The organism is Cohnella pontilimi (genome assembly GCF_005049045.1).
GTDB lineage: Bacteria > Bacillota > Bacilli > Paenibacillales > Paenibacillaceae > Cohnella > Cohnella pontilimi.
The window spans coordinates 173,187-187,072 of the sequence record NZ_SUPK01000001.1 but is presented as its reverse complement, the minus strand read 5'-3'; the positions used below and the strand labels follow the sequence as shown (position 1 = coordinate 187,072).

Here is a 13,886-nt window from a genome sequence, read left to right as displayed (position 1 = left end):
GACCTGTTCATGCGTCCGAAAAAAGGATCATCCAATAACGAATCTGATAACGGATCTACAGATGATGGGACTTCCCAAAAAGAAACCGGAACTCGTTACGATACAGTCGAATTCGAGTTTTTGTCCGAGCTGGATACCCTTCCCTTGTCCGACAATTTGGAGGAGAACAAAAAGTTTCTAAAGCGGATTTTTACCGACTGTTCGGATGTGGTCAACCGTCCTTTCACGATCGAAAAGGATATTCCTGCTTTGGCCTTGTTCGTAGACGGATTGGTCAAAACGGAGCTCGTGGAAAATGCCCTGGAAAACCTCATGATCTTCGAAGGCCGGGAGCCGGATGTGGAATCGCTCATGAGCCGCTCCCTGCCCGTCTCGCAAGTGAAGACAACGGAAAATTACGGAGAGTTTCTGGAAGGGGTATTGAACGGGGACACAGGCATTCTCCTTCATAGCAATGCCAAAGGCCTGCTTCTCGGCATACGCGGTCCGGCCGGACGCTCCGTGAACGAGCCGGAAACCGAAGGCGTAGTTCGGGGACCGCGGGAGGGCTTCACCGAAAATTTGCGGATCAACACTTCTTTGATCAGGCGTCGTATCAAATCGCCGCACATGAAAACGAAACCGTTCGTGTTGGGACGGCGAAGCCAAACACCCGTTGCGCTCATATATGTTGAAGGTCTCACCAATCCCGGCTTAATTGAAGAAGCCATCGGCAGAATCGAGAAAATCGACGTCGACATTATGGTAGAATCCGGTTTTCTCGAAGAGTTCATCCAAGACAACGCCTTCTCCCCGTTCCCGCAAATGCAGGTCTCGGAAAGACCCGATACGGTGGCGATAGCGCTCATGAATGGACGCATAGCCATCGTGATCGACGGGACGCCCATGGTCCTTCTGCTGCCGACGACGTTTTATCAACTGCTGCAGGCGTCGGAAGATTATTACGAACGGTTCCAAATGGGCACGCTCATTCGTTGGCTGCGCTATGTATTCTTGTTTATCTCCCTGTTTATGCCCGGCCTTTACGTGGCGATCACGACCTATCACGCGGAGCTGATTCCGACCACCCTCCTGTTCAGCATTGCGTCGGCACGTGAGCATATTCCGTTCCCGGCTGTCGTCGAAGCTTTGATCATGGAAGTCACCTTCGAAGCTTTAAGGGAGGCGGGCATTCGGCTTCCGAAAGCCGTCGGTTCGGCGGTCGGCATTTTGGGCGCCCTCGTGGTCGGGCAAGCTGCGGTAGAAGCCGGCATCGTGTCGGCGCCGATGGTCATCGTCGTGGCGATTACCGGTATCGCTTCTTTTACGATCCCAAGCTTTAACGGAGCGATCGCCCTCCGCATGCTGCGGTTTCCCTTCATCGTCATGGGCGCGATGTTCGGCGTTTACGGAATTTTGATTGCGCTAATGATTCTCATCGGACATATGGCCAACCTTCGTTCGTTCGGAGTTCCCTACTTGTCGCCGATCGGTCCGATGAATCCGGCCAGTTTGACCGATGTCTTCATCCGCTCTCCGAACTGGTCCATACAGAGAAGGCCCGGGTTCTTGAATGTGTTGGACGATGTTCGGGTCAAAGGTTCGCTGACGAAGAGCATTTGGAGACAGCGCGGCCAAAAAGGAATCGATGTGAACCACGGCCGCAACGACGAATCTTCCGGAGATGGGCAAGATGAAAAATAAACTTCGGCTGCTCTTCATAATGATAGCCGTGGCTGTCGTTGTACCGCTTACCGGCTGCTGGGACCGGAGAGAAATCAACGACGTCGCCTTTATCCTTACAACCGCGTACGATTTGGAGCCGGACGGAAACTTTCGGGTCACCGTGCAAATCCCTTTGGCGGGGCAATTAGGCGGCGCGAAAGGCGGCGGCGGCGGTTCCGGCGGTGACAAAACCTACTATATTGATTCCGACACCGGTCGGACGATCCGGGAAGCCTCCGCCAAAGTACAAGCCAGATCCTCACGGCGTTTGTTTTCCGCCCACCGGCGTGTAGTCATCATTGGGGAAGATCTTGCGCGCACACACGGTATTCGCGATCTATTTGAAGCCATCTCGCGTTTCACGGAAAACCGCATTACCTCCTATATGATTGTATCGAAGGGCAAAGCTGCGGATCTGCTCAACACCGATCCGCCGTTAGAGCGGTTCTCAGGTGAAGCGATACGCGAGATGGCCAAGGCGCAGGGCCGCGCGGTCATCAATATCAAAAATGTCGCTCAAGAGCTCAATACTCCCTACAGTGATCCGGTTATTCTCTATTTGGGAAAAAAAGAAACGGAAGGCGGGTCCGATAAGAAAACGGAAATCCAGTTGCTCGGTTATGCCCATTTCAAACAGGATAAAATGGTGGATACGTTCGAAAAAGACAAAGCGAACGCCCTCAACTTACTCCGAAAACATTCTCGTCCGTACGATATTGTGATTCCTTTCGGACAAAAGCATATCAGCCTGGAAATGACCGATGCAAGAACAACGATTCGGCCGGTCTTCAAAGCTAAGAACAACGTTACCTTTCAAATTAAAGTATGGAGCAAAATGGCCGTGATGGAAAACTTGTCGGGCAGCGATCTAACCGATCCCGTTATCTTCCGGCAAGTGAGAGATAAAGCCAGCGAATCGCTTCGGCAAACCCTGTTGGAAACGCTGAAGCAAATCCAAAAATACAAAACGGACCCGATCGATCTGGGAAAGCATATTTGGAGAAGTCATCCGGGGAAATGGCAATCCACGTATCGGCATGATTGGCGGGATCGGATGGATAAGGCGGATTTCGACCTTCAGGTTCAAACCGATATTATTCAGATCGGATATATCTCTTCCAACATAGCCGAGGTGACCCGAGAGTAATGATATTCCTTGTTGCATTTGCCGTAGTTTGGCTGGTTTCGCTGTTCGGAGACTACATCAAATGGAAAGATCGCAAGGTGAAAAACGTGAGCAAGCCGCTGTACGTTTGTTTAAATGCCGCCACTTTGCTTCTCTATATTGCATATGCGGCCAATGTCCGTATTCCGATGCCAACCACTTTCTTCATTCGTTATGTAGCCCCATGGATCAATACACTTGTGCGAGGTACTTTTCATGCGTAGATATCGGATAAGCCAGCGTCAATTCGGATGGCTGATCGTTTCTTATCTCGTGACCAGTGCGATTATCAATTTGCCGCAGCAATTGAGCAGGATCGCTGCCCAGGATGCCTGGCTCACCCAATGGTTCCCATTGTGTTACGGCATCTGCGTTTGTTATGTATTTTATCGTCTGGCCAAGCTCTTTCCGGGCAAAAATTTTTTCGAGATCAGTACGGAACTCGCCGGGAAATGGGGCGGCGGCTTTCTCAAACTGATATTTCTGCTGCATATGTGGTTTATCTTCGCTCGGGATTCGATGCTTTTCATGGGATTTATCAAGACCAATTTGCTGCTGCGGACGCCCTATGAGATCACACTTCTTCTGCTCTTCATTGTTCTCGTCTACTACGGGAAAACGAGTGTGGAGGTTTCCGCGCGTGTTAACGATATCTTTTTTGTTTTCCTGGCTTTGATGGTTTTTGCCTTGCCTCTTTTGTTGAGCAACGAGATGAGTATTACCCAGTTGGAACCCTCGGTGGTGGAACCCGCAGGAGATATCGGTTTAGCCGGGTTGATGTCCGCATCTTATTATGGGGACATCGTGGCGTTCGCGGCTTTTCTCCCGGGCATCACGAACCCGAAATCGCTGCTCGCCGCTTTCCGGCACGGCCTATCTCTTACGGTGCTTTTGATCACTTGGTTGATCGCGACCGGGATCACCGTGCTGGGGGCCGATATTATGGCCAAAGAGAATTTTCCCACCTATGCGATGGTTCAACAAATTCACATCACCGACTTTCTTGACCGTGTGGAAATATTCGAATTCAGTATTTACTTCCCGTCGTTCGTGATCAACCTGACGATTACGTTTTTTGCGGTTCTCATCGGGCTCACCAGCTTCACCAAATCGAACAATTATCAATTTTACAGCCGGTCGGCCGGATTGTTCATTCTCCTCACTTGCGAGTTCGCGTTTAGCGGAACGCCGGATGTCGCCATCTTCGCCAACTATGGCTTTCCCGTGTATATGTACGCCGTTCAGCCGATTGGCCTGCTGATTCTTCTGCTGCTGGCTTGGAGAAAGTCGAAGCCTTCCGATACCGCAGCCGGTCAACGCACCGAACAAGAGAAAAAAAGCGAGCGCTCCTGGAGAATATGGATGCGGGTAACGCATCTCTGGATTTTGTTTGGATTGGTTTGTATCGTCGCGGGCATGTGTTTGTCTAAAGACTATCAATGGGCGGCCAGAATCTGCGCCGGCGGCTACGCCGTGTCTCTGTTCGGCACCGTCATTTCCACCTATATGGAACAAAAGCGGTCCATTGAACAACAAACGGGAAGCGCCGCATAATCCAGGAACTCCGTGGAACGGTTGATGAAACTTTTCCTATCGTTTATCGTAGATAATATTTGATTTTTTTATTTTTTTAAGGAGCTGACCTATGGCCGGCATCAAAATTGTAACCGACTCCACAACGGATTTGCCGAAGGAACTGCTGGAGCAGCATCGGATCGAAGTGATTCCTTTATCTGTCTTTGTAAACGGAGAATCGTACCAGGACAACGTAACGATTTCACCGATTGAATTTATCCGTAAAATGAAAAACTCCGAAGAGCTGCCTAAAACGTCGCAGCCTCCCATCGGAGTATTCGTGGATACGTATGACCGGCTGGGTGCGGATGGCGACAAAATTTTGTCCATCCATATGTCCGGCAGCTTGAGCGGAACCTACTCCACGGCTTGCGCGGCGGCCCAGATCTCAACGAGCGACGTGACGGTGGTCGACTCCCTCATGATTTCGCAAGCGCTCGGCTTTCAGGTTGTCGAAGCCGCACAGCTGGCGGAACAAGGCCATTCGATCGAATCTATTGTGGGCCGGTTGAAACAGGTGCTCAAGGAGACCAAATTGTTAGTCGTTCTCGAGACGCTCGAAAATTTGATCAAAGGCGGACGCGTCGGCAAAGCGGTGGGTTGGTTAAGCAGCGTGCTCAAGATCAAGCCGATCGCGATGCTGGAGAAAGGCGTATATACGCCTCTTGCCAAGGTCAGAACCACTTCGCACGTACTCAAAACGCTGATCGAGCGCTTCGAGCAAGATATCAAGGATAAAATCGTCGGCGGGATCGGGATTTCTCACGCCGATAATTTGCCGCTGGCCGAGCGGCTTCGGGAAGAAATTGCACGGATCACATCGGCTCCCGTCATGATCCGGCCGGCTACACCGGTCATTACGACGCATACCGGTCCGGGCGCGATTGGCTTTATGTATTATACGAAATGACCGCTATTGTACATCAAAATTAAAATATTTGGCCGGAAAAGGTTCTTTTTGCAAGGTGTAATGCCACCATTCCTTGCTGTATGATTTAAAACCATGCTTGATCATGACGTTTTTGAGCAAGTCCCTGTTGGCCTTCTGTTCCGCGCTGATTCGCTTCGTTCCATGGCTGGATATCTCGTCCAACAAATCAAAAGGCGATCCCATGTCGAGTTCTTTCCCGCTCTTGGTTTCCACGATCGTCAGATCCACGGTACTTCCTCTGGAGTGGCCCGATTTTTTGGCGAGATAACCGAGCTTGAACAAATTCCTTTTATCCACGTTCGGATAAAAGGTTTTTTTCATTTTCGTATCGCCGGCATCCTGGGACCAACGAATAAAGTGGTCGACCGCTTTCTGCGGACGGTAAGCATCGTAAACTTTCAAATGATAGCCCTTTTTCTCAAGTTCATCGTTCACTTTTTTGAGCGCCTTGGCAGTTTCAACCGTCATGATCGGCAGCGGCGCCCAGTAACCGTCGATCCGCGTGCCCGCAAAGTTATACTCGCTATAATAGCGGATATCGAATTCGGCTGTTGGCATCACTTCGTCCAAATATACGAAACCTTTCGGCAATTGACGCTTCTTCGTGAACTGCTCTTCCGCGGCGCCGGCATTGGCAACGGTAACGACCAGCAGTGCAAGCGAAACAGCACCGACCGTAAGTTTCTTCCAAAAGCTCATGATCGACATCATTTCTGTTATCTCACGCTCCTAAACCTTTCCCCAATAAACGTCACACACATAATCGAAGAACACCCGGCCTTTCTTCTCATTCCGATCGAATATGGAGCGGAGTTCCGCCATCATTGGTTCGAAATTCGGGTCCCCTTCCGGAGGGCTGTAGGAAGACGACTGCAGCCGGCCTTTCAGACCGTTGAAGTCAAAAATTTGCCGGTTTGGAAAATGCGCCTCCTGAAAAGAACCTGCTTGGAAAAAAAGACGAATCGTTTCTCTTGAAATGTTTTGATGATTCACTTGTCCGTAATCGGTTCCAAACTTGTGAAGCAACGCCTCATACTCTTCAAGAAATTGGCTGCCATGTGTGAGCCGTGTGTTCCAAAGAAGCGCCGCTTTCCCGCCGGGTTTCAAGATTCTCCGAAACTCCGTTTGTGCCGCACTGCGGTCAAACCAATGAAAGGCTTGTGCGCATACGATGAAATCGACCGATTCGTCCGCCAGTCCCGTAGCCTCCGCGGAACCGCGCACACCCCGAAACCTTGAATCGCTGCCAAATGCACTTTCCGCTGCCTCCCGCATGTTATCGTTGGGTTCGACAGCGATCAACCTGCTGCCGCGCTCCAAAAGCAATCGCGAGAAAATACCCGTGCCCGCGCCGACATCGGCAACGACAGCATCCGGACGAAAGCCGGCAGCGTCGTACAAATAATCGATCGCTTCCTTCGGATAACTTGGACGATATTTCACGTAGGTATCGACCCGGTTCGAAAAACGTTCTTTATTGTCCAAATGCCTTCACCCTCTCGTCTGTCTCTTCCATGATTATACATTGATTCGGCGCGCTTAAAGCACGAAAATATGCACATGCTACCTCTGACGCCATGGCAAAGATCGGAGGAAATAATGTGCGTATTGTGGTGTGGAGTTTCATCCTGGGCATTCATTTCCTATTTCAAGCCGCGCCGGAAATCCAAGCAACCCCGGTGGCACACGGAGTGATCGTTCCCCCTGTCCCCACAGACGGGAATGACACGTATCAGCCGGAGGCACTGCGTCGCGGCGGAGGTTTTCGATCCGGGAGGATCGGTTATAATCCCGGCGTCACTCCCGGCAGAACCGGAGTTACCCCGGGAACTCCGGGAAGAGCGGTCCGCACGCCCGGAGCCGCCACGCCGGCGCCGCGAACCGGGTTCGGAGGCTTGGGCGGCTTGTTCGGCGGTTTCGTTGCCGGCTCCCTCCTCGGACATCTGTTCAACCCGTTCGGCTTCGGCGGTGCGCCCGGCGGCTTTTCCTTGATCGGCCTTCTGTTCTGGGGCGTGATCATTTACTTGCTCTTCCGCCTTTTCCGCCGGCGTTCCGGCACCCGTTAAATGCAAAAAGCGACTCGCGTAGAGTCGCTTTCTTTTCGATCAGGTCACTTGTTCCGCATAGTCCGCTACTCTTTCCCAAATGCTGTCCAGCGTGAGACTTAAGTTGGAACCGCGCTCCGGATGAATGTAGCGGTCATCGTTGCGAAAATAATGTTCGTGCCCTCCCAACACCGTGATCGAGCCGATGAGTCCGGGCGCGTATTTCATTTTGTCCCAATACCGGACGCCAAGCCTGTTGCGGGCCCATCCACCCCATCTGCCCAGACGTGTGATCGGGTCCACCCGGTGTCCCTGATCGTCCACCGCAACGAAATAACTGACCTTCCGACGATGCTCCGGACGGATCGGTACCTTGGGAGAGCCGACCTGCACGACCCGAAAATCCGGAATCACCCCTTCCTCGCTCAACTTGACCGCTGCTTGATACGCCGCGACCGAACCTCCGCTATGGCCGATGAACAGCACCGGCCGGCCGGCAGACAAGGTTCGGACCTGTTCCGCCGCATCCCGGCCGCCGGATCGGAGCAAGCCGCGCAAACCCGCCAAATCCGCACCGACTTCCATCACTTGCCGAATTAATCGAACAGAGTGGTCGCCGTAAGGAAAAAGCTCACGAATGACCGGATCACGGCCCTCCTCCTGAAAACGCTGCTGAAGCTCCCTTTTGCATGCCGCAAAAATGCTTCTGGAAGAACCGACTCCCGCAAGTAAATAAATGTCCCATTCCGTGGCAAGATTCAGTTCAGACAACCTTGTCACCGCCCCATATCGCACCGCTGACTGTATGGCTTTTTTACACCTCACTCCATACTATGACGCGCACGCTCCCATTCTTTCTTCGTCCACTGCAAATGCTCCATTAAATACTTCACGAATGCCTCATCCCGAACTAACCACGCCTGATGGTCGCGTTTCACGAACCGTTCCGCTTCCCGGAAGGAGCCGAAATATTGGGGCAGTGTCTCGCCGTTATGGTCGATGCGCCAATCCCGGCCGGTGGAGAAAATATAGAATTGCTCGGCTTCCCGGTCTTCATACAAATTTCCGTAATCCGAACCTTTGACGTTATACCGGTTGCGATTGGCGTCCGGCCGGATGGGTTCCATGCCGAACGGTGCATGCACATATTTGGCGTACGCCTCAGCCGTCAACGTACAACCGGAAGCTTTGGCATGCCCCCCGCCGCCGTATTGACCGGCAATTTCTGAGACGTCCACCTCATCATGGATGGTACGGAGGCTCATTCTACGCCCGCCCACGTTCAAGATCGCGATATAGTCCAGATGCGGATTCTCCTTGCCGAGCTCGCTGGAAAGCTCCGAGTGATAATTCTCCGCATGTACGATCCCCACACAACGTTCGTCGATGAACGTCTGGACCAGTTCCCGTCTTTTGCGCCGGATGTAGCGTTCGATTTTTTCCTCTTCCAGCTCCAGGAGTTTTTGTTCGAACTCCGTGAAAGCAAACCCTTCAGGCTGTTTCATTCGATCCGTCATGTCTTCTTCGAACTCGTCGAGAGAGGTCATGAAAAACAGGTGGTTCAGCTGAATGGCCCGCGGGTTGTCGTTGGCTTCCCATTCCCAGGTATCATATTGGCGAATCAATTCCACGAACTGAGTGAGCGCCTCTGTCGGCTGGAGCAGGCCTTGCTGGCTCAAATAATCGAAAAACAGCGATGTGGCAGACGCGAGACGCCCATCGTCATAAGCTACTCTGACGTTCGCCCAAGGGTATTGATTCAAATGCAGAGAGGATTTGTGGTGATCGATCAGCTTCACGTTCAAGCCGGCTTCCTCGTATTGGGAGAGCCGGCCGGCGTTCTCCTCATGTACGGATAAGTCGGTGATGAACAGCGTGTCGTTCTTTTTTCTTTTATTTTGTCTGCGTTGCAGGAATCGGTGAACCTCCGGGTTTAAGCTGTCCACCGAGTTGTACCGGATTTCCACATTGTCGCCGAAGGCGCAGCGGGCCACAATGCCGCACCCGATTCCGTCCAGATCGTTATGTGTAAACAAATAGTACATGTACGGCTCCCCCGCTTATTGGTAACTGATTTCCGCGTCTAGTTTATCCGTTGCCCTATCCTCATCATCCGGATCGCGTTCCCAGTAGCTGCCTTTATCGAAATAATGCCGGCATACTTCATTCAACGAATGAAGGGCTTCGATAAATCCGACGAGGTCGCAGGTATGAAAAGTATCGTGCAGCTCGCGGTTTTCTTCCGTTACCGAATACACATGGAGCTCCATGCACCCGTCCCAACGTACGTTCACATCCAGACGTCGGTCCTCAGTTTCCAGCTCGAGTGCCGCTGTACCGCCGTCCGCGTCGCGCACATGACGTGCCTTAATCGTCCACATATGGAAACCACCGCCTTCAGGGGTAGCATGCCCATCAGTAACGCAATCAAACGTTCACTTCCTGCAGATTCTGCACCTTGAACAAACGGGCATATGCCCCGTCCTCCCGCATCAATTCGTCATGCGTGCCGATTTCCTTAATCTCGCCGTGCTCCACAACAACGATCTGATCGGTATGCGTAATGGTGGACAAACGGTGCGCCACGATCAGCGTCGTCCGGTCCTTGGCCAACCGGTCCAGCGACTCTTGAATGAGATGCTCAGACTCGAGGTCCAGTGCGGATGTCGCTTCGTCCAGCACGAGAATTTGCGGATTTTTTAAGAAGACTCGGGCAATCGCAATACGCTGCTTCTGACCTCCGGACAATTTCACTCCTCGTTCGCCGATTTCCGTATCGTATCCATGGGGCAATCCTTTAATGAATTCCTCCGCATTGGCCGCAACGGCTGATTGCATCATTTCCTCCTCCGAGGCATCCGGTTTTCCGAACAAAATGTTTTCCCGCACCGTCCCGCTAAACAAGATGTTATCCTGCAGAACCATGCCGATATGACCGCGGAGACTATGAAGCGTCATGTCGCGGATGTCGGTGCCATCGACAAGGATTTGTCCCTCTTCCACATCGTAAAACCTGGGAATCAGGCTGATCAGGGAGGACTTTCCGCCTCCGCTCATGCCTACGAACGCCACGGTGTCGCCCGGCTTGATTTTCAGTGAAATGTTTTTCAGCACCCAACCCGATTCCGGATTGTACCGGAAAGATACGTCGCGGAATTCGATGGAGCCGGCCACTTTCTGGAGCGGTTGGGCATGCGGCGCGTCGGTAATATCGTAAGGCTCATTCATCAATTCTACGACACGGTCCAAGGAAGCACTGGCTTGGGTTAGTTCCGTAGATGAATTCACCAACCGCCGAAGCGGGTTATACAACCGGTCCAAATATCCGAAGAAGGCGACGAAAGCGCCCAGCGTGAGATCCTGTTTCATCACTTGATAAGCGCCGAAAAACAACACCGCCAGCGGTGCGATATCCGTCAGCGTATTGATGATGCCGTTGGTGAGCGCATTCCACTTCGTCAGCGACAATGCGCGGCGAAGAAATACCCGGTTTTTCTCGTCGAACCGGTTTTTTTCCACTTGTTCCAACGTAAAACTTTTGATGACCGGGATTCCGTTCACTCGTTCAAACAAATGCCCCTGCAACTCTGCAAGCGCTTGGGATCTGGATTTCGTTAATGCCCTTAAACGTTTGTACAGCTTCTTTACCGATACGGCATAAAACGGAAACACAGCGATTGCGACCCAGGTGAGATCCGCATTCATGTGGAACATGAAGCCTAGTGCGATCGTGAGCGTGAACAAATCGAGCCACACATTCATGAGGCCCGTCTCCACGATGTTCTTGGTCTGTTCCGCATCGTTCATCATGCGGGAGATGATTTCCCCGGACCGGTGATTGTGATAATAAGTCAGCGAAAGTTTTTGAATATGGTCATACAGCTTGTTCCGCATGTCGTACAGGATCCGGCTCGTGGTCATCTGAGCGAAATACTGCCTGAAATATTCGACCGGCGCACGGACGACGACAAAAAGAGCGAATGCGCCAGTCATCACGAGCATCAGCCGGTTCGTCTTATCGGCCAGAGGCAGCGTGCTGAGCAGCAGATCGTCCACGATATATTTCATGATCAACGGAAGCGTTAGCGGAATTCCGAATTTCAGCATGCCGAACACCACGGTGAGCAGCACGATTTTCCAATAGGGTTTGACGAATTGCAAATATAGTCGAAAGCTTGTCATGTTAGACTCCCATACTTTGTATTGAACACTCAACCTATTATAATTCATAAACGCAAAACAAGCCGCCGAAGTACCGGCAGCTTGTTTTGCCTCGCTTGTTCATTTTTACAGCTTCGTATCCTCCACACCGTTTAACCAGTTCTCGATGTCGCCCATCACGGAAACGACACAGCCGTCTTTGAACGGAGAGATCAGACCGGCCACCTCGACCAGCTCCAAGAACGACTTGCTTCCGCCCTGCTTGCACAGCTTCAAATAATCCGCCCAAGCCGCTTTGTAGTCCTCGTTCATGCGCTTCCAGAATTGGAACGCGCAAATTTGCGCCAGCGTGTAATCGATATAATAGAAAGGCGAGCGGTAAATGTGCTGCTGCTTCTGCCAGAAACCGCCGCGCTCCAGGTAATCGTTGCCGTCGTAGTTGCGGTGAGGCAAATATTTTTTCTCGATTTTGCGCCATTCGGCTTTGCGCTCGTCCGGCGTCGCTTCAGGATTGCTGTATACGAAGTGCTGAAATTCATCCACCGCCACTCCGTACGGAATAAACAGGAGCGCACCGGACAAATGGTCGAAGCGGTATTTCGCCGTGTCTTCTTGGAAGAACAGTTCCATCCACGGCCAGGTGAAAAACTCCATGCTCATCGAATGAATTTCGCATGCTTCATACGTTGGGAATCCGTATTCCGGCACTTCGAAGCCGCGGCTTTCGTACACCTGGAAGGCATGGCCGACCTCGTGCGTCAACACGTCGATATCCCCGGAGGTGCCGTTGAAGTTGGAGAAAATGAACGGAGCCTTATAATCCGGCAAATAGGTGCAGTAGCCCCCGCTTTGCTTGCCTTTTTTGCTGACAAGGTCCATCAGCCCGTTGTCCCTCATGAACGTATAGAAGGCGTCGGTTTCCGGCGACAATTCCTTATACATTTTCGCGCCGTTCTCCACGATCCATTCCGGATCTCCTTTGGGCGTGGCGTTGCCAGTCTTGAAGCTGAAATTCTCGTCGTAATATTTCAATTGATCGACGCCAATGCGGTTGCGCTGACGCTCTTTGAGCTTGGTCGTGACCGGAACCATATATTGCGCCACCTGGTCCCGGAAGTTCTTCACCATGTCCGCATTGTAATCCGTGCGGTTCATGCGTGCGTAACCGAGTTCGACGAAATTGTTGAAGCCCAGTTTCTTGGCGATTTTCGTACGAACCTTCACCAGGTCGTCGTAAATACGATCCAGTTCCTGTTCATTTTCGGCCAAAAATCCGTATCTCGCTTCTGCAGCCCGGTGTCTCATGTCCCGGTCCGTCGACTCCTCGAAAGGCGTGAGCTGGGCCAGCGTACGCTCCTCCCCTTCGAACGGGATTTTGGCGGATGCGATGAGCCGGCTGTATTCCGTGGACAGCTTGTTCTCCTGCTGCAAATCTTCGATAATCTCGGGACTGAATGTCTTTAGTGACATTTCGGCCAGGCTGAACAGTTGAGCGCCCCATTTGGCTTCCAGCTCCTCTCTGAACTTGGAGGCCGTCAAGGCGCGATAAAAATCCGTTATGTATTCTTGAAAGATCGGATTGACCTCATCGAAGTAAGCTTGCTCCGCCTTATAGAACTCATCCGTAGTATCGATGGAATGCCGTATGGAAACGAGCGTCTCTTGCGTGTAGTAGGCATTGCGCAATTGGTTGATCGATTCCATTACCTCGTTTTGTTCGGTAACGCTTTCAGCATTGTTAAAGGAGTCGAGCAATTCCTTCAATTGCTGCCCGATCTGCTTCACATCCGGACGTTCATAATGATAATCCTGGAATTTCATGAATCCGACCATCCTCTCTTTTCTTAACTCCTTACCTTGCTCCATATTTATCATACCTTAAAGGAATTGCGGTTTTCCACCGTATCAGAGCGAAGCGGATGCCTTCCCGAGAAGATTGGCCAAGAGCTCATAGTCGGGCGAATCACCTTCACGGATTTTCAGCCATTTCCGCTCAGCTGGGCCTTCAAAAGCTTTCGGGACTTCAAGACCTGCTGCATTCATAATCATAAAGGCAATGGCATCTTTAGAGGGCGAGATCACCGCAGCATAATGGCCGTTCTTCAAGAAATGCGGCTTCTTGTATTGGATGCGCTCTTCAACAGTAGGAATCGTTTCACGGACAATCCGGCGAAGCCGGTTGCAAACTTCAACTTGCCAGGGTTGATTCATGTTCTCGATAAATGAGGTGACTTCTTGGTTCATAGATTTGTTCTCCTTTCCAGGTGAGAGCATACGAAATGGTAATTACGGGTAATTTCCGTGC

The 13,886-nt window shown here is 51.7% G+C and carries 14 protein-coding genes; 6 read left to right on the top strand and 8 right to left on the bottom strand.

The window, feature by feature from the left end; translation table 11 throughout:
- Nucleotides 1-9 precede the first annotated feature (9 nt).
- The 5 genes from E5161_RS01005 to E5161_RS00985 all read left to right on the top strand — a co-directional run bounded on the left by E5161_RS01005 (nucleotide 10) and on the right by E5161_RS00985 (nucleotide 5,354).
- Nucleotides 10-1,683, top strand: coding sequence for a spore germination protein (locus E5161_RS01005; RefSeq protein ID WP_136775727.1), 1,674 nt, complete (start codon nucleotides 10-12; stop codon nucleotides 1,681-1,683).
- Nucleotides 1,673-2,851 (top strand): Ger(x)C family spore germination protein, encoded by a 1,179-nt coding sequence (locus E5161_RS01000; RefSeq protein ID WP_169306538.1) that lies wholly within the window; start codon nucleotides 1,673-1,675, stop codon nucleotides 2,849-2,851. Before E5161_RS01005 ends, E5161_RS01000 begins: the two co-directional genes overlap by 11 nt.
- The gene (locus E5161_RS00995; RefSeq protein ID WP_136775725.1) at nucleotides 2,851-3,093 is read left to right on the top strand and encodes a hypothetical protein; all 243 of its coding nucleotides are present in this window, start codon (nucleotides 2,851-2,853) and stop codon (nucleotides 3,091-3,093) included. The genes E5161_RS01000 and E5161_RS00995 overlap by 1 nt, the downstream gene beginning before the upstream one ends.
- Nucleotides 3,086-4,423 carry a GerAB/ArcD/ProY family transporter gene (locus E5161_RS00990; RefSeq protein WP_136775724.1) on the top strand — a complete coding sequence of 446 codons (1,338 nt, stop codon included), beginning with the start codon at nucleotides 3,086-3,088 and terminating at the stop codon, nucleotides 4,421-4,423. Before E5161_RS00995 ends, E5161_RS00990 begins: the two co-directional genes overlap by 8 nt.
- 91 nt (nucleotides 4,424-4,514) lie before the next feature.
- Nucleotides 4,515-5,354: a DegV family protein gene (locus tag E5161_RS00985; RefSeq protein ID WP_136775723.1), complete on the top strand. Its 840-nt coding sequence runs from the start codon at nucleotides 4,515-4,517 to the stop codon at nucleotides 5,352-5,354.
- Between the two features lie 3 nt (nucleotides 5,355-5,357).
- On the opposite strand, the gene E5161_RS00980 is transcribed toward E5161_RS00985, so the two are convergent.
- Nucleotides 5,358-6,074 (bottom strand): M15 family metallopeptidase, encoded by a 717-nt coding sequence (locus E5161_RS00980; RefSeq protein WP_211246666.1) that lies wholly within the window; start codon nucleotides 6,072-6,074, stop codon nucleotides 5,358-5,360.
- A gap of 30 nt (nucleotides 6,075-6,104) precedes the next feature.
- The gene (locus E5161_RS00975; RefSeq protein WP_136775722.1) at nucleotides 6,105-6,860 is read right to left on the bottom strand and encodes a class I SAM-dependent methyltransferase; all 756 of its coding nucleotides are present in this window, start codon (nucleotides 6,858-6,860) and stop codon (nucleotides 6,105-6,107) included.
- 116 nt (nucleotides 6,861-6,976) lie between these two features.
- Between E5161_RS00975 and E5161_RS00970 the strand changes: the two genes are divergently transcribed.
- Nucleotides 6,977-7,441 carry a hypothetical protein gene (locus E5161_RS00970; protein ID WP_136775721.1) on the top strand — a complete coding sequence of 155 codons (465 nt, stop codon included), beginning with the start codon at nucleotides 6,977-6,979 and terminating at the stop codon, nucleotides 7,439-7,441.
- Nucleotides 7,442-7,480: 39 nt separating this feature from the next.
- Here E5161_RS00970 and E5161_RS00965 read toward each other — a convergent pair whose 3' ends face one another.
- From E5161_RS00965 to E5161_RS00940, 6 genes are all read right to left on the bottom strand, one after another.
- A complete protein-coding gene (locus E5161_RS00965; protein ID WP_136775720.1) occupies nucleotides 7,481-8,191 on the bottom strand; it encodes a hypothetical protein in 711 nt (236 codons plus the stop codon).
- A 50-nt stretch (nucleotides 8,192-8,241) separates the two neighbouring features.
- Nucleotides 8,242-9,465, bottom strand: a complete 1,224-nt coding sequence (locus E5161_RS00960; RefSeq protein WP_136775719.1) for a DHH family phosphoesterase — start codon at nucleotides 9,463-9,465, stop codon at nucleotides 8,242-8,244.
- A gap of 15 nt (nucleotides 9,466-9,480) precedes the next feature.
- On the bottom strand, nucleotides 9,481-9,801 hold the full coding sequence (locus E5161_RS00955; protein WP_136775718.1) for a hypothetical protein: 321 nt from the start codon (nucleotides 9,799-9,801) through the stop codon (nucleotides 9,481-9,483).
- 46 nt (nucleotides 9,802-9,847) lie between these two features.
- Complete coding sequence (locus E5161_RS00950) at nucleotides 9,848-11,602, bottom strand: ABC transporter ATP-binding protein (protein WP_136775717.1); 1,755 nt, start codon at nucleotides 11,600-11,602, stop codon at nucleotides 9,848-9,850.
- 105 nt (nucleotides 11,603-11,707) lie between these two features.
- Complete coding sequence (locus E5161_RS00945) at nucleotides 11,708-13,402, bottom strand: M3 family oligoendopeptidase (protein WP_136775716.1); 1,695 nt, start codon at nucleotides 13,400-13,402, stop codon at nucleotides 11,708-11,710.
- Nucleotides 13,403-13,486: 84 nt separating this feature from the next.
- The gene (locus E5161_RS00940; RefSeq protein ID WP_136775715.1) at nucleotides 13,487-13,825 is read right to left on the bottom strand and encodes a DUF1801 domain-containing protein; all 339 of its coding nucleotides are present in this window, start codon (nucleotides 13,823-13,825) and stop codon (nucleotides 13,487-13,489) included.
- Nucleotides 13,826-13,886 lie beyond the last annotated feature (61 nt).

Bases quoted from the DNA above. Each gene is read 5' to 3' on its own strand.
- E5161_RS01005 (WP_136775727.1), top strand. From the start codon at position 10: ATGCGTCCGAAAAAAGGATCATCCAATAACGAATCTGATAACGGATCT.
- E5161_RS00990 (WP_136775724.1), top strand. From the start codon at position 3,086: ATGCGTAGATATCGGATAAGCCAGCGTCAATTCGGATGGCTGATCGTT.
- E5161_RS00945 (WP_136775716.1), bottom strand. From the start codon at position 13,402: ATGAAATTCCAGGATTATCATTATGAACGTCCGGATGTGAAGCAGATC.
- E5161_RS00950 (WP_136775717.1), bottom strand. From the start codon at position 11,602: ATGACAAGCTTTCGACTATATTTGCAATTCGTCAAACCCTATTGGAAA.
- E5161_RS01000 (WP_169306538.1), top strand. From the start codon at position 1,673: ATGAAAAATAAACTTCGGCTGCTCTTCATAATGATAGCCGTGGCTGTC.
- E5161_RS00940 (WP_136775715.1), bottom strand. From the start codon at position 13,825: ATGAACCAAGAAGTCACCTCATTTATCGAGAACATGAATCAACCCTGG.
- E5161_RS00985 (WP_136775723.1), top strand. From the start codon at position 4,515: ATGGCCGGCATCAAAATTGTAACCGACTCCACAACGGATTTGCCGAAG.
- E5161_RS00980 (WP_211246666.1), bottom strand. From the start codon at position 6,074: ATGAGCTTTTGGAAGAAACTTACGGTCGGTGCTGTTTCGCTTGCACTG.
- E5161_RS00960 (WP_136775719.1), bottom strand. From the start codon at position 9,465: ATGTACTATTTGTTTACACATAACGATCTGGACGGAATCGGGTGCGGC.
- E5161_RS00955 (WP_136775718.1), bottom strand. From the start codon at position 9,801: ATGTGGACGATTAAGGCACGTCATGTGCGCGACGCGGACGGCGGTACA.
- E5161_RS00995 (WP_136775725.1), top strand. From the start codon at position 2,851: ATGATATTCCTTGTTGCATTTGCCGTAGTTTGGCTGGTTTCGCTGTTC.